Raw genomic sequence first — 22,057 nt, forward strand, 5'->3', positions numbered from 1 at the left:
GCCGGCCGGGCCGCTCACCGCGCCGACTTCCCGTCGTCCTGCGCCGCCGCGACCCGGATGATCTCCCGTACCTGCGCGATGATGTCCAGCCGGTTGCGGACGAACTCCGGGTCGGTGACCGCCGTGGTGTTGCCGGCGCCGAACTGCAGCACCGGAGTGTGCACATGGCCGCCCGGGGTGGTCAGGCCGAGCCTGTCCCGCAGCAGCGTGGCCCGGTAGGCGATCTCGTTCGACAGGTAGTCGCCACCGCCGCCCGCGCGCGCCGTGGAGCCCGGCGTCGGGCCGTCGGGCCGGACCACCGGGGTGGTGCCGCCGGCCGGTATCTCGGTCACCGACGTGTTGTCGTACACCGGGAAGCGGCCCGTCTGCGCGGCCACGATCGCCGCGTGCGGCAGCGTCGACGACGTCCACTGCGGCTGGGACGCCGGGTCGCGCACCGGGACGACCTCCAGCCGGGACACGTTGTCGTTGTCGCCGAACCCGCCCCGCCAGGCGCCGTTGGTCCGCTCGATGTCGAACCGGCCGGGCCGCCCCTGGCTCACGGTCGTGAACAGGTCCGCCTTCGGGAGCTGGCGCCGCAGGGTGCGCTCCACCGTGCCGTCCGCGAAGTCCGCCCAGCGGACGGGGAAGACGGCCGTCTCGATCCGGGCGGGGCCGTCGGCCGTCTGGAGCACGGTCCCGTCGAGCGCGAGCGCGGTGGCCCCCGACGGGTTGCTGATCCGTACGTCACGGTCGAGCGTGAACGGATCGAAGCCGGTCATCACGATCCGCTTGAGGCCCTTGCCGCCGCCCGACAGGTCGAGCGAGTCCTGGCCGCGCGAAGCCCGCTCCAGCCGGTCCAGCAGCCGGGCGCGGTCCGCGTCGGTGAACTCGAAGGCGGGCTGCCACTGCCGCAGTTCGCGCGTCATCCCCAGCCGCGCCCAGTACAGCGGCCGGTCGTCGTCCCGACTCAGGTCCCCGACGAGCGGGCCGCGCCCCTGCGCACGGTCCACGGCCCTCTGCCACAGCGCGCCCGCGTGCCGCGCGACGGCCTTCTCGGCCTGGCGGTACGACGCCGCCCGGTCGAGGGACCGGGCGAAGGCGGGCGCCACGGAGTCGAAGCCGCTGCGCCGCAGGATCTCCTGCGGCACGGCCCGCTCCAGCCGCGCTTCCTCGACGGTGACCGGGCCGGGCGCCGCGGCGGGCTCGGCGGTCGGAGCGGTGGCCTGCGCGGGCACGGCCAGGGCGAGCGAGAGCACGACGGTCACGGCGGCCGTGCCGGCAGCCCGTACCCGTACCGAAGACGACGAAGACAAGGAGGTGGTCCTTCCGTTGAACGGTGGCGGAAGTATCACCTCGGGACGCCCCCGCTGGCTACGGCACTACGGACCCGTCCCCTCGGCCCCGGTCACCTCGGCGCCCGGGCCGCCGTGATGTTGCGGTACGCGATCTCGGCCAGCTCGCCCTGCCCGTTCTTGTTCGGGTGGAACCAGTCCCAGCGGCTGAGCTGCTGGTCGTCGAAGCGGAAGTCGAAGACCGCCCCGCCGTCGTAACGGCACCGCGGGTCCTTGCCGCAGACGTCCTTGAGCACCGCGTTGTACGCCACCACCCGGTTCTGCACCGACGTGCGGCGCGCCGTGGCCTTGGCGCTCAGGTCCTGCGCGTCCGCCAGCATCGACGCGCAGATGCCGAGCTTCCAGATCTGCCGGCTGAGCGGATTGTTCCGGCCGGTCTGCCACAGCCGCTCCAGGTCCGGCACGCTCGACACGTACACCTGGGTCTTCGGCGCGGCCTTGCGCAGGTCCTGCAGGGCGGTGGTGAACGAGGCACGGAAGTCGGCCACCGGGGTCATCGCCTCGGGGGTGTCCGCGCAGGCGTCGTTGGCGCCCACCAACACCGTCACCAGGTCCGGCCGGTGCTTCGCCGACTTGGTCATCTGGGCGGGCAGGTCGGCGACCTTGGCGCCGGTGCGGGCGTAGTTCCAGGTGCGCTGGGAGATGGCGGCGGGTTCGCCGAGGAGCCGTAGCGCCAGGCTCTGCACCGAGGCGTCCGTGCCCGTCGCCCAGGACACCTCGGGGCAGTCGGAGAGCACCACGCAGGCGTCGAAGCCGCGGGTGATGGAGTCGCCCACGGCCGCGATGGAGGCGGGGCTGCGGTCCCAGACGACCGCCGGCTTCTTGGCGGGCGCGCCCTTCGTCTCGGCGCCCGAGGTGTCCTCGCAGGCGGTGAGGGTGCCGGTGGCGAGCAGGGCGACGCCGAGGCCCAACGCGTACGTCCGGTTCCTCGCCCGGCTCCGCCGCTTCACCGTAGCCCCGGGGCCCGTCGTCGGTTCGGGCCTGGTCGTGGTCATGGGCGCGGGCTCGTACGGCTCCCCCGTGCGCCCCGTGCGCTTCTCGCGCATCCCCGTGTCCCCTCCGTGTCGATGCCCCCGAGGTCCTGCCGAGTGAAAGCTTGGTGCGTACCACCCTCCGGACCGACATTACGTCACCCCGCGGGCATCCACTCACGGTAGCTTTTCCCCGTCGGCCCAGAGGCGTCGTGCCCGTCGGCTCCGGTAAATTACATCACGTCACATGCTGTCCCTTTTGTGGAGATTCACTGCTGATGATGTTTACTGAGACCACTGGGAAGGCGACCCTCGTCCCACACTGGAGGTCCCGGTGACGACACGCGGCGTTCTCTACGTCCACTCCGCCCCGCGCGCGCTGTGCCCGCACGTCGAATGGGCGGTCGCGGGTGTGCTCGGCGTACGGGTGCAGCTCGACTGGATCCGTCAGCCGGCGTCCCCCGGCACCTGGAGAGCCGAGCTGTCCTGGCGCGGCGAGGCAGGCGCCGCGTCCAAACTGGCCTCCGCGCTGCGCGGCTGGCACCTGCTGCGCTTCGAGGTGACCGCGGAGCCCTCGGCCACCGCGGAGGGGGAGCGCTACAGCGCCACCCCCGACCTCGGCATCTTCCACGCCGTCACGGGCATCCACGGCGACATCCTGATCCCCGAGGACCGACTGCGCGCCGCGATGGTCCGCGCGGCGCAGGGCGAGACGGACCTGGAGGCCGAGTTGTGCAAGCTGCTCGGCAAGCCGTGGGACGACGAGCTCGAACCGTTCCGTTACGCCGGCGAGGGCGCGCCCGTCCGCTGGCTGCACCAGGTCGTCTGACCTCCCGGCGCCCCGCCCGGCCGCGACCGTCGATCCGGCCCGCCCGCCGCGAACTTCGAGCGGTTCGCCCGTCGCGACCGTCAACCGGACGGGCAGCCGCGACCGTCAACCCCGCGCCCGCGCCGCCAGCGGTGCCGCGTCAACGACGACGACAGGGCCCGTACGTCCACGAGGGACGTACGGGCCCTGCCACTGCGTCAGCGCCGGTTCAACCCGCGGCGGGTCACACGGACGCGGCGGGTCACACCGAGCGGAACGCCAGGCTCACGTTGTGGCCGCCGAAGCCGAACGAGTTGTTGATCGCGGCGATCGTGCCGTCGGGCAGCGCCCGCGCCTCGCCGCGCACCACGTCCGCCTCGATGTCGGGGTCGAGGTTGTCCACGTTGATCGTCGGGGGAGCGAGGCGGTGGTACAGCGCGAGGACCGTGGCCACGGTCTCCACGCCGCCCGCGCCACCGAGGAGGTGGCCCGTCATCGACTTCGTCGAGGTGATCGCGATGTGGTCGAGGTCGTCGCCGAGCACCTGGCGCAGCGCCTTCACCTCGGCGGCGTCACCGAGCGGGGTGGACGTCGCGTGCGCGTTCAGGTGCACGAGCTGCTCGGGCTTGAGGTCCGTGGTCTCCACCAGGGCGCGCACCGCGGCCGCGATGCCGCGACCGGTCGGCTCCGGCTGGGCGATGTGGTGGCTGTCGGCGGACAGGCCCTGGCCCAGGACCTCGCAGTAGACCTTGGCGCCGCGCTTGGCGGCGTGCTCGGCCGACTCCAGGACGATCACGCCGGCGCCCTCGCCGAGGACGAAGCCGTCCCGGGCGGTGTCGAAGGGGCGCGACGCCTTCTCGGGCTCGTCGTTGTTCTTCGACATCGCCATCATGTTGGCGAACGCGGCCACCGGCAGCGGGTGGATCGCCGCCTCCGTGCCGCCCGCCACGACGACGTCCGCACGACCGGTGCGGATCATCTCCACGGCGTACCCGATGGCCTCCGCGCCGGACGCGCACGCCGACACCGGAGTGTGCACCCCGGCCCGTGCGTTGACCTCCAGGCCGACGTTGGCCGACGGGCTGTTCGGCATCAGCATGGGCACGGTGTGCGGGGAGACCCGGCGCGCGCCCTTCTCCTTCAGCACGTCGTACTGGTCGAGCAGGGTGGTGACGCCGCCGATGCCGGAGGCGATCACCGTGCCCAGCCGGTCCGGGTCGACCGCGTCGCCCTCACCGGCCGGAGCGGTGTAACCGGCGTCCGCCCACGCCTCCCGGGCCGCGATCAGCGCGAACTGCGCCGAGCGGTCCAGCTTGCGGGCGACCGGCCGGGGCAGCACGTCCCCCGGCTCGACCGCGACGGGCGCGGCGATGCGGACGGACAACTCGGCGAAGCGCTCACCTTCCAGGTGCTTCGCTCCGGAGCGCCCGGCCACCAGGCCCTCCCAGGTCGTTGCGCTGTCGCCACCCAACGGTGTGGTTGCGCCGATACCGGTGACGACCACGGTGCGATTGGTCGAGTTCACAGGAATTCTCTCTCCACGTGTATGGGGGTGCGAGTCTCACGACGCCACCGACGGGTGGCGACCAGCGCGCCCTGGTTCCGGCTGGTGATCAGCCCTGGTGCTTGAGGATGTAGTTCGCGGCGTCCCCGACGGTCTTGAGGTTCTTGACGTCCTCGTCGGGGATCTTGACGTCGAAGCGCTCCTCGGCGGCGACGACGACCTCGACCATGGACAGCGAGTCGACGTCCAGGTCGTCGGTGAAGGACTTGTCCAGCTGGACATCCTCGACCGGGATGCCGGCGATCTCGTTCACGATCTCCGCGAGACCTTCGACGATCTCTTCCTGCGTGGCGGCCATGTGGCGCTCCTTCGATTCTTTTCGGTGTCAGAGGTGTGGCGTCCGGATGGTCCGGCGCCGGTCCGGAAGATCCGGGCCGGATCGGGAGATCCGGTGCCTAGGGGAGGGTAACGACCGTGGCGGCGTAGACGAGACCCGCCCCGAAGCCGATGACGAGCGCCGTGTCGCCGCTCTTGGCCTGCCCGGTCGCCAGGAGCCGCTCCATTGCGAGCGGGATCGAGGCGGCCGAGGTGTTGCCGGTGGTCTCCACGTCACGGGCGACCGTGACGTGCTCCGGCAGCTTCAGTGTCTTCACCATCGAGTCGATGATCCGCATGTTGGCCTGGTGCGGAATGAAGACGTCCAGTTCGTCCGCGCTGATCCCGGCCGCGTCCAGCGCCTGCTGGGCGACCTTCGCCATCTCGAACACGGCCCAGCGGAAGACCGCCTGGCCCTCCTGGGTGATCGCCGGGAAGCGCGCCACGGTGCCGTCGCGGTAGTCCGTCCACGGCACGGTCTGCTTGATGGTCTCGGACTTGTCGCCCTCCGAGCCCCACACCGTCGGGCCGATCATCGGCTCCTTCGCCGGGCCCACGACGACCGCGCCCGCGCCGTCACCGAACAGGAAGGCCGTCGCACGGTCCTCCAGGTCGGTCAGGTCGCTCAGCCGCTCCACGCCGATGACCAGCACGTACTCCGCGGAGCCGTCGGTGATCATGCCACGGGCGAGGGTCAGTCCGTAGCCGAAGCCCGCACAGCCGGCGGAGATGTCGAACGCGGCGGGCTTCGCCGCGCCGATCCGGTCCGCGATCTCGGTGGCCACCGCGGGGGTCTGCTTGAAGTGCGACACGGTGGAGACGATGACCCCACCGATCTGGTGCGGCTCGATGCCCGCGTCCGCCAGCGCCTTGCCCGACGCTTCGACGGACATCGCGGTCACGGTCTCCTCGTCGGAGGCCCAGTGGCGGGTGGCGATGCCGGAACGGGACCGGATCCACTCGTCCGACGAGTCGATCTTCTCCAGGATCACGTCGTTCGGCACGACCCGCACCGGGCGGTAGCCGCCGACGCCCATGATCCGTGCGTAGGGAGCGCCCTTACTGGGCTTGATCTTCGCCATCTGTACGGCTCTCCTTGTCCGGGCTGCGTCAGGACGCCGACGGGCCGGCGTGCTCGGCGATCAGGGCGCGCGCCGCTTCCAGGTCGTCCGGGGTCTTCAGCGCCAGCGTCTTGACGCCGGGCAGCGCCCGCTTGGCGAGACCGGTGAGCGTACCGGCCGGGCAGACCTCGATCAGCGCGGTGACGCCGCGCTCGCGGAAGGTCTCCATGCACAGGTCCCAGCGGACGGGGTTGGCCACCTGCCCGACGATGCGCGCGAGGACCTCCTCGCCGCCGGTGACGACCGCGCCGTCCTTGTTCGACACGTACGGAAGCAGCGGGTCCGCGACGGTCAGCTCCGCCGCCGCCTCTTCCAGTGTGGCAACCGCGGGAGCCATGTGCGCCGTGTGGAAGGCGCCGGCCACCTTCAGCGTGATGACGCGGGCCTTCTCCGGGCGGTCGGCGGACAGTGCGGCGAGCTGCTCGATCGTGCCGGCGGCAACGATCTGACCTGCGCCGTTGACGTTCGCCGGGGTCAGGCCGAGCCCTTCGAGATGGCCGAGGACGGCGTCCGGGTCCCCGCCGAGCACGGCGGACATGCCGGTCTCCGTGACGGCGGCGGCCTCGGCCATCGCCAGGCCGCGGGTGCGGACGAAGCGGAGCGCGGCCTCGTCGTCGAGGACGCCGGCCAGGGCGGCGGCGGTGATCTCGCCGACGCTGTGGCCCGCCACCGCGTCGGGCGTGACGGGCGCGCCGTCACCGAGGGCGGCGGCGGACAGCAGACCGGCTGCCACCAGCAGGGGCTGCGCGACGGCCGTGTCCCGGATCTCGTCCGCGTCGGCCTTCGTGCCGTAGTAGGTGAAGTCGAACTCCAGGGCGTCCGACCAGGCCGCGAGGCGGTCGGCGACACCGGGGAGGTCGAGCCAGGGGGTCAGGAAGCCGGACGTCTGAGCGCCTTGGCCGGGAGCGACGAGTACGAGCACCCTCACACTCTCTCTTGTGTGCGGTCCCCGACGCCCGTGGGGACAGGGACGAAGAACCGTTGGGGGAATTGTTGGTGTCCAACAAAAGTCTAGGACTGGGGATCTCCGTCGGCCAAGCGTCCGAGGATGAGCGCGATTCGCAGGGTGAACGCGGACCGGACGTCGGAGGGTGACCAGCCGGTGACGTCAGTCACACGTCGTAGCCGGTAGCGCACGGTGTTGGGGTGCACGAACAGCATCCGCGCCGCGCCCTCCAAGCTGCTCGCCTGCTCCAGGTACACACTGAGGGTCTCCAGCAGCGCGGAGCCCGCTTCCTCCAGCGGTCTGTAGATCTCCTCCACCAACTGCTCCCGCGCCGCCGGATCGGCTGCGATCGCGCGCTCCGGAAGGAGATCGTCCGCGAGCACCGGGCGCGGCGCGTCCTGCCAGGCCGAGCACGCCTTCAGCCCCGCCGCCGCGGCCTGCGCGGAGCGGGTGGCGGCCAGCAGGTCCGGCACCACCGGTCCGGCCACCACGGGACCCGCCGCGTACGGCCCGATCAGCGCCTTCGCGACCTGGAGCGGGTTGTCGCTGCCGCCCGCGATCACCACCAGGCGGTTGCCCAGCACGCCCGTCAGCACCTGGAGCTTGGCGTGCCGCGCGGCCCGGCGGATCGCCTCCACCGTCAACTCGCTGTCGCCGTCCGGAGCGGTCCCGAGGATGACGCACACGTGGTCCGGCGCGTTCCACCCCAGGGCCGCGGCGCGCGACACCGCGCCCTCGTCGGCCTCGCCGGAGAGCACGGCGTTGACGACCAGCGACTCCAGCCGGGCGTCCCAGGCGCCGCGCGCCTCGGCGGCCTGCGCGTACACCTGGGCCGTCGCGAAGGCGATCTCCCGCGCGTACACCAACAGCGCCTCGCGCAGCACCGCCTCGTCGCCGGGGGCCGCGACCTCCTCGATCGCCGACTCCATGACCTCGATGGTGGTGCGCACCATCTCCACGGTCTGCCGCAGCGTGATCGCCCGGGTCAGCTCGCGCGGCGCCGTGCCGAAGACGTCCGTCGAGATCGCCTGCGGGGTCTCCGGGCGCCGGAACCACTCCGTGAACGCGGCGATGCCGGCCTGCGCCACCAGGCCGATCCACGAGCGGTTCTCCGGGGGCATCGCCCGGTACCACGGCAGCGTCTCGTCCATCCGTGCGATGGCGTTCGCCGCGAGGCGCCCCGAGGACTGTTCCAGTCGCTTCAGGGTCGCGGAATGGGGGTGGGGGTCGTTCGATCCAGGTTCGGGCACGGGACAAGACTGCCTTATCCGGAGGCCGAGCCGGATTGCCGGGGCACGAGTGCCGCCGCCGCGCAGGCTACGGTTGCCGGTGTGATCGACGTACGACGCGCCGCGCAGCGGTACCCGGGCGGGGAGCCGGGCGCCGGCATCGAGACCGCGCACGCCTTCTCCTTCGGCGGCCACTACGACCCCGACAACCTCCGCTTCGGCACGCTGATCGCCTGCAACGAGGAGCGCCTCGCCCCGGGCGCCGGCTTCGCCGAACACCCGCACAGCCACACGGAGATCGTGACCTGGGTCGTCGAAGGCGAACTGACGCACGAGGACTCCACGGGTCGCGCGACGGTGGTGCGCCCCGGCGACCTCCAACGTCTGAGCGCGGGCGACGGCGTCCGCCACGTGGAGCGCAACGCGGGCGATGTCCCGCTGGTGTTCGTCCAGATGTGGCTCGCGCCGGGGGAGTTCGGCGGCGCCCCGTCGTACGAGGTCGTACGCGCCCTCCCGGCAGCCGCGCCGTACGCCCTTCCGCAGGCGAACGCGACCCTCCACGTGTGCCGCGTGGACCCGGGGGAGCGGACCTCGCTGCCGCCCGCACCCCGCGCGTACGTGCACGTGGTGCGCGGCGAGCTGTCCGTGCGGACGGCCGAGGGCGATGCGGTGCTGTCGCCGGGCGACGCGGCGCGCTTGGTGGACGCGGGGGGCGTCTCGCTCACCGCGGTGGCCCCGCGGTCCGCGGAGGTCCTCACCTGGAGCTTCCCCGGGTGACGCCACTGCGTGGCGGGGCTGCGTGCGCCGTTGCCCTCTGCGGCTGGTCTGTGGTTGTTCGCGCAGTTCCTCGCGCCCCTAAAACCCTTGCCCCTTGCGGGAGCATGGGATTCTGCGGGGCGTCTGTGGCTTGTCGCGCAGTTCCTCGCGCCCCTAAAACCCCCTGCCCAGCAGACGGGACGACGGGGGCAGCGAAACAGGTGGCACAGGGGGTGGAACTGCCCGACAAGCCACAGACGGCCCGCAGAGACCAACGCACCCGGAGGGTACGACGCAGGGGTCAAGACGCGCGGAGGTCGTGCAGGACCGCGTCCGTGAAGGCGGGCCACGCTTCGACCGCCCAGGGGCCGAACGCGCGGTCCGTCAGGGCGACGCACGCCGCCGCCGCGTCGGGGTCGATCCACAGGAACGTGCCCGACTGGCCGAAGTGGCCGAAGGTGCGGGGGGAGGACGTCGCGCCCGTCCAGTGGGGCGACTTGGCGTCGCGGATCTCGAAGCCGAGGCCCCAGTCGTTCGGGGTCTGGCGGCCGTAGCCCGGCAGCAGGCCGGCGAGGCCGGGCCACGCGACCGTCATCGCGTCCAGGACCGTGCGGGGGTCCAGCAGCCGCGGCGCCTGGACCTCCGCGGCGAAGCGGACCAGGTCGTCCACCGTGGACACCGCGTCCTTCGCCGCGGAGCCCGCGCCCTCCAGGGCCGTGGCCGTCATGCCCAGCGGCTCCAGGACCGCCTGCCGCAGGTACTCGGCGAAGGGGATGTCCGTCGCCGCGGCGACGTGGTCCGCCAGCACCTCGAAACCCGCGTTGGAGTAGATCCGGCGGGTGCCGGGCTCCGCGCTGACGCGGTGCTCGTCGAAGGCGAGGCCCGAGGTGTGCGCCAGCAGGTGGCGGACCGTCGAGCCCGCGGGGCCGGCCGGCTCGTCCAGTTCGACCGCGCCCTCTTCGTACGCGACCAGGACCGCGTACGCGGCCAGCGGCTTGGTCACCGACGCCAGCGGGAAGCGGTGGTCGGTCGGGCCGTGCCGGCCGGCGACCGTGCCGTCCGCCAGGACGACGGCGCTCGCCGCGGTCGGGACGGGCCACGTCTCGGTCAGTGCCAGGCTCTGCATGGTCATGAAGCCTACGGGGTGGCCCCGGCGCCGCTCCGCGGGGGATCCGGCCGCGACGGCCGGCAAGACGTGACCCCCACGATCCGGCCAATCGCTCCGCGCACCCGGCCGCGATCACCGCGTACTCACCGATCTCCGCTTGCTTAGAGTGCGCTCGAAGGTCCTAGCGTGGAAGGCATGACGCTGACCCAGGACGATCGCGTCCGCACGGACACCCCGGTTGACTTGTGCCTGGCCGAGGCCGGCCACCCCCGCCCCGACGGCGCCGACCGCTACACGATCGGCGAGGTCGCCGCCTGGACCGGACTCTCCGCGCACACGCTGCGCTGGTACGAGCGGATCGGGCTGATGTCGTACGTGGACCGCTCCCACACCGGGCAGCGCCGCTTCAACAACCAGGACCTCGACTGGCTCGCCTTCGTCGGCAAGCTGCGGCTGACCGGGATGCCGGTCGCGGACATGGTCCGCTACGCCGAGCTGGTGCGGGCGGGCGAGCACACCGTGGACGAGCGGCGCGAGCTGCTGGAGCGGACCCGCCGCACCGTCCTCGAACGAGTCGCGGAGCTCCACGGCACCCTCGCCGTCCTGGACCACAAGATCGAGCTGTACGGAAGGACGGACCCGACGTGACCGACGACAACGGAACCGACGCCCGCACCACCCCCATCGCACGGGTGCACCTCGGCACCGACGGCCCGCTCGTCGGCGTCCAGGGCCTGGGCTGCATGGGCATGAGCGAGTTCTACGGCGGCACGGACGAGGCCGCCGCCCGCGCCGCCCTGGACGCCGCCCTGGACGCCGGCGTCACCCTCTTCGACACCGCCGACATGTACGGCCGGGGCGCCAACGAGCGCTTCCTCGCGCCCTTCTTGGCCCGCCACCGCGACGAGGTCACCATCGCGACCAAGTTCGCCATCGACCGCTCCGCCGACGCCGGCTCGGACGTCGAGGTCCGGCACGTGCGCAACGACCCCGCCTACATCCGGCAGGCCGTCGACGACAGCCTCCAGCGGTTGGGCGTGGACGTCATCGACCTCTACTACATGCATCGGCGCGACCCCGCGGTGCCGCTCGCGGACTCCGTCGGCGCCATGGCCGAGCTGGTGCAGGCGGGCAAGGTGCGACACCTGGGGCTGAGCGAGGTGACCGGCGCGGAGCTGCGGGAGGCGCACGCCGTGCACCCGATCGCCGCGCTCCAGTCGGAGTGGTCGCTGTTCAGCCGGGACGTCGAGCACACCGCCGTACCGGCGGCGGCCGAGCTGGGCGTCGCGTTCGTGCCGTACTCGCCGCTCGGCCGCGGCTTCCTGACGGGCGCCTTCACTGACGCGGCGAAGGAGCTGGCCGAGGGCGACTTCCGGCACCAGCAGCCGAGGTTCACCGGCGACAACGCGCGGGCGAACGCCGAACTGCTGGCGCCGGTGCGGGAGATCGCGGAGGCCCACGGCGCGACGCCGGGCCAGGTCGCGCTCGCCTGGGTGCAACAGCAGGCCGACGTGCACGGACTGCCCGTGGTCCCCATCCCCGGCACCCGCAAGGCGAGCCGGGCCCGGGAGAACGCGGCGGCCACCCGGGTGCGGCTGACCGCGGACGAGTTGGCCCTGCTGGAGCCGATCGCGGCGAAGGTCGTGGGCGCCCGGTACGCGGACATGGCGGGCACCTCCGCCGACCGCGAGTAGCTCCGCCCGCCCCGGGCCTCACGTCCACCCGAGGGCGAAGGCCGCGAAGCCGGCCGCGAGCAGCCCCGCCAGCGCCCGGCGGGCCGTCGCCGCCCGGGTGCCCCCGCGCCAGGGGGACTCGAACCCGCGCGCGTACCGCCCGACGAGCACCAGCAGCGCGGTGAACACCGGCAGCCACGCCAGCCGGGCCGCGATCCAGCCGAGCGTGTCGGGTGCGGTGGTCAGCCCGGCGACCTCGCCGACGTACGACGCGGGGACCGCCGCCGCCAGCATCGCGGTCTGGTGCCAGCACAGGATCGTCATCGCGGACAGGTTGACCACCACCACCGGCGCCCACAGCGCGGGCCGGGCGAGCAGCCGGCCGATCCGCTCGCGCAGCAGCAGCGCCGCCCCGCTCTGCGCCGCGGCCAGCGCCAGCACCAGCAGGGACGGCGGGTGCGAGTTCGTCCGCGCCTCGCCCGGCACGCCGACCATCGACAGCGGATAGTCGAAGGCCAGCAGCAGCGTCGCGAACAGCGCGCCGCCGCCGAGCAGCAGGACGCGGGCGTGGAGTCGGGTCAGCCGGCCCTCGCCCCACGCCGCGCCCAGTTGGTACGCGAACAACCAGCCCGGCAGTACGTTGAGCACGCCGAGCCACCCCGGCACCGCCTCCGCGTACGGGCCGTACCGCAGCAGGTCGACCAGGGCGACCGAGCCGAGCAGCGGCGCGGCGCTCCACCCGCCCCACCTGCGGGCGGCCCGTGCGCACAGCGGGGTCAGCGCCGTGACGACGACGTACACGCCGACGAACCACAGCGGCTGCACCACCAACGTCGTCCCGGTGCGCACGGTGGTGGCCGGCACGCCCAGCGCGTACAGCAGCGGGACCAGCGCCGCCCACACGGCGGTCACGCCCACCACGGGCCGGCCCAGCCGGGCCGCGCGCTGCCGCAGCCAGGCGGCGGTGGAGCCGGTGCGGCGGCGGTACGACAGCACGGACGCGTACCCGCCCACCAGGAAGAAGATCCCCAGCATCTGGAGGACCCAGCTCGCGGGCGCGAAGAAGCCGAAGGAGGAGAGCGGGCTGGCGTTGCGCAGTGCGCCGTCGTCGCCGAGGGCGAAGCCGCCGAGCATCCAGTGGCCGAGCGGGACGGCGAGCAGGGCGACGGCGCGCAGTCCGTCGACGGCGCGGTCGCGGTGGGCGGGGGTGCCGGCCTCGATCCGGGCGGCGAGGCGGCCGGCGCGGTGGGAGAGGCTCATCGGACCGCACCTCCGGTGTCCTGCGCGATCGCGGCGAAGGCGGCGAGCGAGTCGGTGCCGGGGGCGAAGTAGCCGGTGTGGCCCTGCGCCCGCTCGGCGGGCACCCGATGGGCGCCGAAGCCGCGGGCGGCGGGGTCCGTGCCGTGCCCGAGGCCGAACAGCTCCACGTTCGGCACCTTGGAGATCCAGTCGGTGGGGTTCTTCGCGGCCCACACCCGGGCCGTCGTCCCCAACTCGCGGACGGAGTCGGCGCGCATGCCGGGGGAGCCGAACACGACGACGTCCTTCGCCACCGCGTCCTTCGCCGCCAGGCCGCACACCACCGAGCCGTAGCTGTGGCAGAACAGGCTGGGGCGCGGGGCGCCGACCGCGGCCAGGCCCCGGGTGAAGCGCGCCAGCCGCGGCGCCCCCGCCTCCGCGTGGCCGCCGGTGGCCGAGTCGGGGCCGACGCCGACGGGCGTGGTGTAGCCGGTCCACGCGACCACCGCGGTGGTGCCGTCGGTGGCGGCGCGCAGGGACTTCGCCATGCCGGTGGGAGTGCCGTACGGGTCCTTCGCACGGTCGAACGAGCCGGCGTCCACGTCCGCCCCCGGCACGATCACGGCCACCTGCCGCGCCCGCTCCAGATCGCCGTGCACCTCCGCGACCTGGCCCCGTCCGCGGGGGTCGAACGCGAGGATCTGCCGCCCGGGCTGCGCCAGCCGTGCGTACGGCGTGCCTTGCACGGCACGGGCGTTCGCCGCGTAGCGCAGGCGGACGGGTACGCCGTCGAGGTTGCCGACGACGAGGGGGTGCCGCTCCACCAACTCCTGCCGATCGGCCGGGCCGAGGCCCGCGAAGAACGCGGCGACGTCCGCGGGGGCGGCACGGGTCGGGTCGGGCAGGGCCCGGCCGAGCGCCCGGTCCGCGTTCCACGCGGCGGTGCCGGGCGGCGGCCCGGTGACGGGCGGCTCCCCGCTCCCCGCGACGCCACCGGTGGCCCCCAGCGCTGCCGCCGCGGCGACGGCGACCGCGGTCCTCTTGTACCGGCGCATGTGCTGTTCCTCCCTCCCCCGGGGCGCGGGCTGCGCCGGTGGGACGGGAGGAAGGTAGGAACCAGGTGTCGCTGAGGGCGTCCCCCCGCGGAGCGATGTGGGGCGTAGCCCCGGGGTAGGGGGTGAGCTCGCCCCCGGCCCTCCGACGACTGCGCCGTTTCCCTGCGGGAGCGTTGGTCTCTGCGGCTGCTCTCCGGCTGCTCGCGCAGTTCCGCCCCCTATGCCCAGAGGCATGGGGGGACCCCCAGCGCCCCTTTTGCCACTCGCCGCGGCCCTGCCGGAGCACTGGCCCCTGCGGCCCGTGGGTGGCTTGTCGCGCAGTTCCCCGCGCCCCTGTTGTGGCTGCTGTTGTCCTTTAGCCGTCCGCAGCGGGCAGGGTGTTTAGGGGCGCGGGGAACTGCGCGACAAGCCACCCACGGCTTGCAGAGACCAACGCTCCCGTAGGGCAACGGCGCGTACGTCAGGGGGGCGCGGAACTGTGCGAACAGCCCATCACCGGGCCGCAGGGACCAACGAAGCCGCAGAACGACGGCGCGGCAAGCCGCACCCGGGTCGTACGGGCAAGCGCCAGCGTTACGCCGTGCCCGGGCGCACCAGGCCCGACTCGTACGCGAAGATCACCGCCTGCGCACGGTCGCGCAGGTCCAGCTTCGCCAGCACCCGGCCGATGTGCGTCTTCACCGTCTGTTCCGCCACCACCAGGTCCCGCGCGATCTCCTGGTTCGACAGGCCGCGGGCGATCAGCTCCAGCACCTCCGTCTCCCGCGGGGTGAGCCCCTTCAGCCGGAGCGAGGGGTCCTTCCGCGGGGCCGGGCGTTGCGCGGCGAAGTCGGCGATCAGGCGGCGCGTCACGGACGGCGCCAACAGCGCCTCGCCCGCCGCGACGACCCGCACCGCCGAGATCAGGTCCGCCGGCGGCGCGTCCTTCAGCAGGAAGCCGGACGCGCCCGCGCGCAGCGCCTCGTACACGTAGTCGTCCACGTCGAACGTGGTGAGCATCAGCACCTTGGGGACGTGCACCACGCCCAGCGGGGGCTGGAGGATCGCCCGGGCCGCAGCCAGGCCGTCCATCTCCGGCATGCGGACGTCCATGAGGACCACGTCGGGGTGGGCGGAGCGGGCCACCTCCACGCCCGCCCGGCCGTCCGGCGCCTCGCCGACGACGTCGATGTCGGCCTGCGCGGACAGCAGCGCGGCGAAGCCGGCACGCACCATGGCCTGGTCGTCGACGATGATCACGCGAATGGTCACTCGGGGTCCTCCGGGACGGACGGTCACGGCACGGGCGCGGCAGGCACGTCGGGCGCGTCCGGCCCGTCCGACGCGGACGGGGCCAGCGGCAACCGCGCAGCCACCCGGAATCCCCCGTCCGGCAGCGGACCGGTGTCCAGCGTGCCGCCCGTCAACCGTACGCGCTCGCGCATCCCGACCAGACCGTGCCCCGTGCCCGCGGACTCCAGCGGCGACGCGGCCGCCTCCGCCGGGCCGTTGACCACCACCACGATCAGGTCCGTGCCGTCGGACACCACGGACGCCCGGGTCGCGGCCCCGGGCGCGTGCCGCACCACGTTCGACAGCGCCTCCTGGACGATGCGGTACGCGGACAGGTCGACGGCCTGCGGCACGGAGCCCGCGGGCACGCTCAGCGACAGCTCGACCGGCACCCCGGCCCGTACCGTCGCCTCCACGAGCTGCTGCACCCGCGCGACGCCCGGCTGCGGCGCCAGCTCCCCGTCCGCGCCCTCGCTGCGCAGCACCGCCAACAGCCGTCGCATCTCCGTCAGGGACTCGCGGGCGCTCGCCGCGATCGCGGTGAACTCCTCCCGGGCCTCGTCCGGCAGCCCGGTGATGCGGTACGGCGCGGAGTCCGCCTGCACCGTGATGACGGACATGTGGTGGGCGACGACGTCGTGCAGCTCGCGGGCTATCCGGGTGCGCTCCTCCAGCAGTGTGCGCTGGGCGCGCTCGGCCTCGCTGATGGTCTCCTGCGCGGCCAGCCGCCGCTGGGCGTCGCCGCGCTCCCGCAGGGCGCCGGTGACCACCAGGACCACCCCGGACAGCACGAGCATCAGCAGCCAGCTGCCGTCGCTGAGGTCGGAGCGGACCAGCTCGAAGAGGGTCCCGGCCAGGCCCGTGGCCAGCCAGACGGCTATCAGCGCCCGACGTGACTCACGCAGCCCGAGGAAGACCATCAGGATCACATAGCCGATGATCACCATCGGGGTCCACGGCCAGGAGTGGCCCGTCACGTCGGAGGCGCCCGCCAGCGCTATGCCGCCGAGGACGTCCGCGGTGAAGACGATCCACCACGCCTGGAGCGGGCGCGTCACCGCGAGGAGCAGGGGTGCGGTCTGCGCGACGCCCAGCGCTCCGGCGGCCGGGCCGCTGAGGCCGTACCCCCGGGCGACCACCGTCACCGAGGTCGGCAGCAGGATCGCGACCGCGACGAAGGCGATCACGAACGGCGCGTACCGCACCAGGGCCCGCTCGGAGGTGGCGAAGAGCGGGGCCGCGGCGTGGGACGGGGTGCGCACGGCCGCGACGAGCAGCCGGAGCTGGGTGCGGGCGGAGCGCCACAAGGGTGGCTGGGGCGAGGTGGCAGGTGTGGGAGGCATGGTCCCGCCAGAGTAGGCAGCACCCGCGCGCCGCGGCGTCATACCCGGGGTGCGGTACGACGTCATACCAGGGTGTTACGCCGCGACCAGCCGGAACAACCGGGGCGTTACGCGCGACTCCGGCTCGCACGGATGCCGACGTATCACGTACGAGCTGAAACCCGGCTGCCGACGTGTTGCGCACGCACCGAGCACGCTTCGCCCCCGCCCGGATGCCGCCCCGTCGCCCACGGCCCGCCCCGTCACCTACCGCCTGCACCGTCGCCCACCGCCCGCACCGCGAAGACGGTGCCGGCGCGCTCACAGCTCCGCCAGCAGCTCCGTCTTCTTGGACGTGAACTCCTCGTCCGTCACCAGCCCCGCGTCCCGCAGCTCCCCCAGGTGGCGTATGCGCTCCGCGATGTCGGCGGGATCGCGCCGGCCGGCGGCCGGGGCGACCGGGACGGGTCCGGACCGCCGCACCGACTCCAGGACCGCGGCCGCGAACGGCAGGGACTCGTGCACCGTGCCGTTGCGGAAGCCGAAGACCACCGCGGCCGGATCCTTGTCCACCCGGTCCGGCGGGCTCGGCACCGCGGCCCGGCGCAGCAGCCGCAGATAGCCCTCCGGGCCTTCCGGGGTGCGCCACTCGACGCCGGTCAGCTCGGTGACCGGGAAGCTCTGGTCGCCCGCCTTCCACTTCGCGGAGGACGCGCCCGTCGACGACCAGCGGAAGTCGACCCGCTGTCCGTCGAAGGACGCCTTTCCGTCGTACGCCTTGAAGGAGAGCGGGGAGTCGGGGGCCGCGACCACGTAGCGCGCCGCCGGCAGGTCCGCGTCGGCGGCCAGCACGGCGCGCAGTCGATCGCGGTAGTGCAGGGCGGCGGCCTCCTGATCTGCGGGGAGCACCAGCCGGTACGGATCGCTCTCTTCCTTCAGCTGCCCCGCCGCGGCGTCCATCAGCGGATCAGCGCCCGACCTCGGTGCCGCGCGCAGCACGTACGTCCCCCGCTTGCCCGGGGAGAGCGCCACCGACGCCAATGCATCGTGAGGGATGCGGCGTTCGCGGAGCGTCTGGAGCAGCTTCGGTGTGCGGTGTCCCCGTTGGTAGCGGATGAGCACGGAGTCGGACTCGAACTCCCATGTGGCGTGAATTCCGGCCAGTACATCACCCATACGCATCATCGTAGGCGTCGGGCGCGCTCCCGTCGCCCCTTGAAGCAGAGCGATGCTCACAAAGTTCTACGCGCGTCAGGACACCGCTTCGCCGGAAATATCACGTCGGCACGTGGCGTCGGAGCTCGCGCAGCTCACGCCGTCGTATGAACCGACCGCCAGGTTGGCGAAGTTGGTCACGCTTTCGGTACCTGGCTCGAAGTAGCCGGTGTGGCCGATAGCTCCCGCAGTAGACACTACGCGGGCGCCGAACTCCGGCGACACCGGGTCCGTGCCGTGCCCGAAGCCGCCCACTTCCAGGTGGGGCACGTCCTCGATCCAGTCGTCGCGGTCCCGGGCCGCCCACACCCGGGCCCGGGCGCCCAGCTCGGCGACGTTCCCGGCGCGCATGCCGGGGCTGCCGGCGACGGCGATGTCGGTGACCCTGGGCGCCAGCCGGTGCGCGGCCACCCCGCACACCACCGAGCCGTAGCTGTGGCAGACCAAGCTGATCCGCGACCCTCCGGGCAGCGCGTCGGTGAGCGCCACCAGCCGGTCGGAGCCGCCCTCGGCGAGCCGCCCCATCGCCGACTCCACGCCGACGCCGACGGGCGCGGTGTAGTCGGCCCACGCGATGACCGCGGTACGGATGCCGGGTGCCGCGGCCCGCCCCGCTGCGTACAGGGACTCCGCCATCCCCGCCGGGGCGGTGTACTTGCGCTGCGTCCGCTCGAACGTCAGCAGGTTGGTGTCCACGCCCGGGACGACGACGGAGACCCGCTGCGCCCGGTCGAGGTCGCCGAGCACCTCGGCGACCCGGCCGGCGCCCGAGGGGTCGAAGGCGAGGACCTGGCGGCCGGGGTCCATCAGGGCCTGGAGCCGGTGCTGGCGACGGGTCGCGTCACGTCGACCGTCGGCGCTGAGCACCCCGTGCGCGAGGCGTTCGCGCTCCCGCTCCCGCGCCAACTCGCGCTCCAACGCGATCCGGTTCGCGCGGTAGCGCAGCGTGACGGGAACGCCGTTCAGGTTCCCCACGACCAGCGGAAAGCGCTCGGCGAGCCGGTCGCGGTCCCGGGCGGCGAGGGCGGAGAAGAAGGCCGCGAGCCGCTGCGGCGGGGCGTCGGTCCTCGGCAGCGGCCGTCCGCCGGCGGACGCGGCCCGCCAGGCGGCGGCCTCGGCGTCGTACGGACCGAGCGGCGCCGCGCCGCGCCGCACGGCGGTCCAGCCGGTCGTCGACAGCATCACGAACACGACCGCGAGCGCGAGCAGGGCGCGCCCCGCGGCCCACGTGGGAGAGAGGGAAGAAAACACCGCGCCTTAGCGTAGGCCCTGCGCGAAGGCCCCCGGGACCAGCCGGTGACACCCGGCTGCGCGCGGTGTCCCCGGCGAACGCGGTTCCGCCGTGCGGCGGGCCGTGCCGTGGCGCCTACGGGCCGTCTGGGGCTTGTCGCGTAGTTCCGCCCCCTGGGCCCTGCGGGCATGGGGACCCCCGGCGCCCCTGATGTGCCACCCCCGGCGCTCGTCTGCGGGCTGGAGGCGGAGGTTTTAGGGGCGCTCGGGTCTCCCGTGCTCTCTGGGCTTAGGGGGGGGCGGAACTGCGCGAACAGCCGCAGACGCCACGACACGGCCCGCCGCACGGCGAAACCGCGACGGACCCGTAGGGGCGTCGTCGGCGGGGTCAGGGCTCCCGCGTGGGCGTGCGCCACGGGCCCATCAGTGCCGGGCCCAATTGGTCCATACAGCGCGCGGTCAGGTCGCGGATCGCCTCCGGGCTGTGGTCCTCGCCCTCGCTCCACCACCGCCCGGCCACTCGCATCGCCCCGCTGAACGCGGCGACCGCGACCCGGGCCCGCGGGTCCTCGTCGACGTCGATCCCCTCGCGCTCGGCGATGATGGAGGCGATCTTCTCCTCCGTCGCCATGGAGCGCCGGATGTGCACGGCGAGCAGCGCCGGAGTGGACTCGATCAGCAGGTACGAGCGCATGTGCAGCCCGATCGGGGCGATCTGCTCGACCGTGTCCGCGATGCCGTCCCACGCCGCGAGCACCGCCCGGCGCATCGCGGTGAACGGAGCCTCCTGCGGCGGCCGCGCCCGCAGGGCGTCCACGAAGCTGCGCTCGACGACCTCCTGGATGGCGAACGCGGCCTCTTCCTTGCTGGCGTAGTACCGGAAGAACGTACGCTGCGAGACGTCCACCACTGCGGCGATCTCGTCGACCGTGGTCTCGTCGAAGCCCTGCGTGGTGAACAGCTCCAGCGCCGCGCGCGCCAGCGCGTACCGCGTCTGCTGCTTCTTGCGCTCGCGCAGTCCGGCGACCTCCGCCGGCTCGACCGTCACGTCATGGCCTCACTTGGTTGGTCGGTGGTCATCGGGCCGCGGGCCCGATGACCGGAAAGGGCTTCGGCAGGAGGTCGAAGAAGCGCCGGGAGCACCGCGGACGGCTGGCTGCGTCCCGGGCTTCGGACCAGGTCAGCCTACCTGTGACCTAGAAGACAGTTACCGACTAATAAATCGCTTTGTCAACTGTCAGTGACTGACATTAGTCTGCTTCCATGACTAGTCAGATCACCGTCGATAAGGCGCCGCGGGAACCCCGGGACGCCGCACCGGCCCCGGGCAGCGGGCTCCGCGGCCACCCCTGGTTGACCCTCTTCGCCGTTGCGATCGGCGTGATGATGGTCGCGCTGGACGGCACCATCGTCGCGATCGCCAACCCGGCGATCGCGAAGGACCTCAGTGCCACCTTCTCCGACGTCCAGTGGATCACCAACGGATACTTCCTCGCCCTCGCGGTCACGCTGATCACCGCGGGCAAGCTCGGTGACCGCTTCGGACACCGGCAGACCTTCCTCATCGGCATCGTCGGCTTCGCGGCCGCGTCCGCCGCGATCGGCTTCTCCAGCAGCATCGCGATGGTGGTCACCTTCCGAGTGCTCCAGGGCCTCTTCGGCGCGCTGCTGATGCCGGCCGCGCTCGGCCTGCTGCGCGCCACCTTCCCCGCCGAGAAGCTGAACATGGCCATCGGCATCTGGGGCATGGTGATCGGTGCGTCCACCGCGGGCGGCCCCATCGTCGGCGGTCTGCTCGTGGAGCACGTGAGCTGGCAGTCGGTCTTCTTCATCAACGTGCCGGTCGGCGTCCTCGCCGTCGCCCTCGGCCTGGTCATCCTCAAGGACCACCGCGCGGAGAACGCCCCGCGCTCCTTCGACGTCTTCGGCATCCTGTTGCTGTCCGTGGCGATGTTCTGCCTGGTCTGGGCGCTCATCAAGGCCCCCGAGGAAGGCTGGGGCTGGGGCGGTGCCAAGACCTGGGGCTTCATAGCCGCGGCCGTCGTCTGCTTCGTGGCCTTCGCCCTCTGGGAGAAGAAGGTCGCCGAGCCGCTGATCCCGATGAAGCTGTTCAAGTCCGTGCCGCTGTCGGCCGGCGTGGTCCTGATGGTGCTGATGGCGATCGCCTTCATGGGCGGCCTGTTCTTCGTCACCTTCTACCTGCAGAACGTGCACGGGCTGAGCCCGGTCGACGCCGGTCTCCACCTGCTGCCGCTCACCGGCATGATGATCGTCGCCTCCCCGCTCGCCGGCGCCGTGATCACCAAGGTCGGCCCGCGCATCCCGCTCGCCGGCGGCATGGTCTTCACCGCGCTCGCCATGTTCGGCATGTCGACCCTGGACAAGGGCACCAGCAGCGCGGTGATGTCCATCTGGTTCGCCCTCCTGGGCCTCGGCCTCGCGCCGGTCATGGTGGGCGCCACCGAAGTCATCGTCGGCAACGCCCCGCTCGAACTGTCCGGCGTCGCCGGCGGCCTCCAGCAGGCCGCCATGCAGATCGGCGGCGCGCTCGGCACGGCCGTCCTCGGCGCCGTCATGGCCTCCAAGGTCGACAACGACCTCGAAGGGAACTGGGCCGACGCCCAGCTCCCGCCGCTGGACCCGGAGCAGATGGACAAGGCTGCGGAGGCCGTCCAGGTCGGTGTGCCCCCGGTGCAGCCCGGGACGCCCCCGGAGGTCGCCGGCAAGATCGCCGACGTCGCCCACGACACCTTCCTCTCCGGCATGGGCCTCGCGAGCCTGGTCGCCGCAGGGGTGGCCGTCGTCGCCGTCTTCATCGCCCTGCTGACCAAGCGCGGCGAGAACGCGGAGGCGGGTGCCGGCACGGCCCACATCTAGCGCCCCGTACGAAGCCCGTACG

Annotated in this window: 20 protein-coding genes; 5 read left to right on the forward strand and 15 right to left on the reverse strand. The window is 73.0% G+C overall.

What is annotated here, in order from left to right; genetic code table 11:
* Positions 1-14 precede the first annotated feature (14 nt).
* The gene (locus ACH4E8_RS11225) at positions 15-1,295 is read right to left on the reverse strand and encodes a pyroglutamyl peptidase (protein WP_398446668.1); all 1,281 of its coding nucleotides are present in this window, start codon (positions 1,293-1,295) and stop codon (positions 15-17) included.
* 92 nt (positions 1,296-1,387) lie between these two features.
* The gene (locus ACH4E8_RS11230; RefSeq protein ID WP_398447286.1) at positions 1,388-2,329 is read right to left on the reverse strand and encodes an SGNH/GDSL hydrolase family protein; all 942 of its coding nucleotides are present in this window, start codon (positions 2,327-2,329) and stop codon (positions 1,388-1,390) included.
* Between the two features lie 310 nt (positions 2,330-2,639).
* Between ACH4E8_RS11230 and ACH4E8_RS11235 the strand changes: the two genes are divergently transcribed.
* Positions 2,640-3,134, forward strand: coding sequence for a DUF3145 domain-containing protein (locus tag ACH4E8_RS11235; protein ID WP_398446670.1), 495 nt, complete (start codon positions 2,640-2,642; stop codon positions 3,132-3,134).
* A gap of 241 nt (positions 3,135-3,375) precedes the next feature.
* Here ACH4E8_RS11235 and fabF read toward each other — a convergent pair whose 3' ends face one another.
* From fabF to ACH4E8_RS11260, 5 genes are all read right to left on the reverse strand, one after another.
* A complete protein-coding gene (gene fabF / locus ACH4E8_RS11240; RefSeq protein WP_398446672.1) occupies positions 3,376-4,638 on the reverse strand; it encodes a beta-ketoacyl-ACP synthase II in 1,263 nt (420 codons plus the stop codon).
* 88 nt (positions 4,639-4,726) lie between these two features.
* Positions 4,727-4,975: an acyl carrier protein gene (locus ACH4E8_RS11245; RefSeq protein WP_361548325.1), complete on the reverse strand. Its 249-nt coding sequence runs from the start codon at positions 4,973-4,975 to the stop codon at positions 4,727-4,729.
* A 97-nt stretch (positions 4,976-5,072) separates the two neighbouring features.
* The gene (locus ACH4E8_RS11250) at positions 5,073-6,074 is read right to left on the reverse strand and encodes a ketoacyl-ACP synthase III (protein ID WP_398446674.1); all 1,002 of its coding nucleotides are present in this window, start codon (positions 6,072-6,074) and stop codon (positions 5,073-5,075) included.
* 28 nt (positions 6,075-6,102) lie between these two features.
* Positions 6,103-7,035 carry an ACP S-malonyltransferase gene (locus ACH4E8_RS11255; RefSeq protein ID WP_398446676.1) on the reverse strand — a complete coding sequence of 311 codons (933 nt, stop codon included), beginning with the start codon at positions 7,033-7,035 and terminating at the stop codon, positions 6,103-6,105.
* 89 nt (positions 7,036-7,124) lie between these two features.
* Positions 7,125-8,309, reverse strand: a complete 1,185-nt coding sequence (locus ACH4E8_RS11260) for a PucR family transcriptional regulator (protein WP_398446678.1) — start codon at positions 8,307-8,309, stop codon at positions 7,125-7,127.
* 81 nt (positions 8,310-8,390) lie between these two features.
* Here ACH4E8_RS11260 and ACH4E8_RS11265 point away from each other — a divergent pair, with 81 nt between their 5' ends.
* Positions 8,391-9,065 (forward strand): pirin family protein, encoded by a 675-nt coding sequence (locus tag ACH4E8_RS11265; RefSeq protein ID WP_398446680.1) that lies wholly within the window; start codon positions 8,391-8,393, stop codon positions 9,063-9,065.
* A gap of 280 nt (positions 9,066-9,345) precedes the next feature.
* Here ACH4E8_RS11265 and ACH4E8_RS11270 read toward each other — a convergent pair whose 3' ends face one another.
* Complete coding sequence (locus ACH4E8_RS11270) at positions 9,346-10,176, reverse strand: serine hydrolase domain-containing protein (RefSeq protein ID WP_398446682.1); 831 nt, start codon at positions 10,174-10,176, stop codon at positions 9,346-9,348.
* A gap of 171 nt (positions 10,177-10,347) precedes the next feature.
* Between ACH4E8_RS11270 and ACH4E8_RS11275 the strand changes: the two genes are divergently transcribed.
* A complete protein-coding gene (locus tag ACH4E8_RS11275) occupies positions 10,348-10,800 on the forward strand; it encodes a MerR family transcriptional regulator (protein ID WP_398446684.1) in 453 nt (150 codons plus the stop codon).
* The gene (locus tag ACH4E8_RS11280) at positions 10,797-11,846 is read left to right on the forward strand and encodes an aldo/keto reductase (RefSeq protein WP_398446686.1); all 1,050 of its coding nucleotides are present in this window, start codon (positions 10,797-10,799) and stop codon (positions 11,844-11,846) included. The genes ACH4E8_RS11275 and ACH4E8_RS11280 overlap by 4 nt, the downstream gene beginning before the upstream one ends.
* Positions 11,847-11,864: 18 nt before the next feature.
* Here ACH4E8_RS11280 and ACH4E8_RS11285 read toward each other — a convergent pair whose 3' ends face one another.
* From ACH4E8_RS11285 to ACH4E8_RS11315, 7 genes are all read right to left on the reverse strand, one after another.
* Positions 11,865-13,085: an acyltransferase gene (locus ACH4E8_RS11285; RefSeq protein WP_398446687.1), complete on the reverse strand. Its 1,221-nt coding sequence runs from the start codon at positions 13,083-13,085 to the stop codon at positions 11,865-11,867.
* Complete coding sequence (locus ACH4E8_RS11290) at positions 13,082-14,119, reverse strand: alpha/beta hydrolase (protein ID WP_398446689.1); 1,038 nt, start codon at positions 14,117-14,119, stop codon at positions 13,082-13,084. Before ACH4E8_RS11290 ends, ACH4E8_RS11285 begins: the two co-directional genes overlap by 4 nt.
* A gap of 573 nt (positions 14,120-14,692) precedes the next feature.
* Positions 14,693-15,370 carry a response regulator gene (locus tag ACH4E8_RS11295; RefSeq protein WP_398446691.1) on the reverse strand — a complete coding sequence of 226 codons (678 nt, stop codon included), beginning with the start codon at positions 15,368-15,370 and terminating at the stop codon, positions 14,693-14,695.
* 23 nt (positions 15,371-15,393) lie between these two features.
* The gene (locus ACH4E8_RS11300) at positions 15,394-16,734 is read right to left on the reverse strand and encodes a sensor histidine kinase (protein WP_398446693.1); all 1,341 of its coding nucleotides are present in this window, start codon (positions 16,732-16,734) and stop codon (positions 15,394-15,396) included.
* Positions 16,735-17,034: 300 nt separating this feature from the next.
* Positions 17,035-17,889, reverse strand: a complete 855-nt coding sequence (locus ACH4E8_RS11305; RefSeq protein WP_398446694.1) for a DUF4429 domain-containing protein — start codon at positions 17,887-17,889, stop codon at positions 17,035-17,037.
* A 75-nt stretch (positions 17,890-17,964) separates the two neighbouring features.
* The gene (locus ACH4E8_RS11310; RefSeq protein ID WP_398447287.1) at positions 17,965-19,110 is read right to left on the reverse strand and encodes an alpha/beta hydrolase; all 1,146 of its coding nucleotides are present in this window, start codon (positions 19,108-19,110) and stop codon (positions 17,965-17,967) included.
* A gap of 436 nt (positions 19,111-19,546) precedes the next feature.
* On the reverse strand, positions 19,547-20,206 hold the full coding sequence (locus ACH4E8_RS11315; RefSeq protein ID WP_398446696.1) for a TetR family transcriptional regulator: 660 nt from the start codon (positions 20,204-20,206) through the stop codon (positions 19,547-19,549).
* A 215-nt stretch (positions 20,207-20,421) separates the two neighbouring features.
* Here ACH4E8_RS11315 and ACH4E8_RS11320 point away from each other — a divergent pair, with 215 nt between their 5' ends.
* Positions 20,422-22,035 (forward strand): MFS transporter, encoded by a 1,614-nt coding sequence (locus tag ACH4E8_RS11320; RefSeq protein WP_398446697.1) that lies wholly within the window; start codon positions 20,422-20,424, stop codon positions 22,033-22,035.
* The last annotated feature ends 22 nt before the right edge of the window (positions 22,036-22,057 follow it).

The organism is Streptomyces sp. NPDC017979, from assembly GCF_044328175.1.
Lineage (GTDB): Bacteria > Actinomycetota > Actinomycetes > Streptomycetales > Streptomycetaceae > Streptomyces.

Bases quoted from the DNA above. Each gene is read 5' to 3' on its own strand.
- ACH4E8_RS11290 (WP_398446689.1), bottom strand. From the start codon at position 14,119: ATGCGCCGGTACAAGAGGACCGCGGTCGCCGTCGCCGCGGCGGCAGCG.
- ACH4E8_RS11245 (WP_361548325.1), bottom strand. From the start codon at position 4,975: ATGGCCGCCACGCAGGAAGAGATCGTCGAAGGTCTCGCGGAGATCGTG.
- ACH4E8_RS11300 (WP_398446693.1), bottom strand. From the start codon at position 16,734: ATGCCTCCCACACCTGCCACCTCGCCCCAGCCACCCTTGTGGCGCTCC.
- ACH4E8_RS11230 (WP_398447286.1), bottom strand. From the start codon at position 2,329: ATGACCACGACCAGGCCCGAACCGACGACGGGCCCCGGGGCTACGGTG.
- ACH4E8_RS11305 (WP_398446694.1), bottom strand. From the start codon at position 17,889: ATGGGTGATGTACTGGCCGGAATTCACGCCACATGGGAGTTCGAGTCC.
- ACH4E8_RS11285 (WP_398446687.1), bottom strand. From the start codon at position 13,085: ATGAGCCTCTCCCACCGCGCCGGCCGCCTCGCCGCCCGGATCGAGGCC.
- ACH4E8_RS11250 (WP_398446674.1), bottom strand. From the start codon at position 6,074: ATGGCGAAGATCAAGCCCAGTAAGGGCGCTCCCTACGCACGGATCATG.
- ACH4E8_RS11310 (WP_398447287.1), bottom strand. From the start codon at position 19,110: ATGCTGTCGACGACCGGCTGGACCGCCGTGCGGCGCGGCGCGGCGCCG.
- ACH4E8_RS11275 (WP_398446684.1), top strand. From the start codon at position 10,348: ATGACGCTGACCCAGGACGATCGCGTCCGCACGGACACCCCGGTTGAC.
- ACH4E8_RS11320 (WP_398446697.1), top strand. From the start codon at position 20,422: ATGACTAGTCAGATCACCGTCGATAAGGCGCCGCGGGAACCCCGGGAC.
- ACH4E8_RS11270 (WP_398446682.1), bottom strand. From the start codon at position 10,176: ATGACCATGCAGAGCCTGGCACTGACCGAGACGTGGCCCGTCCCGACC.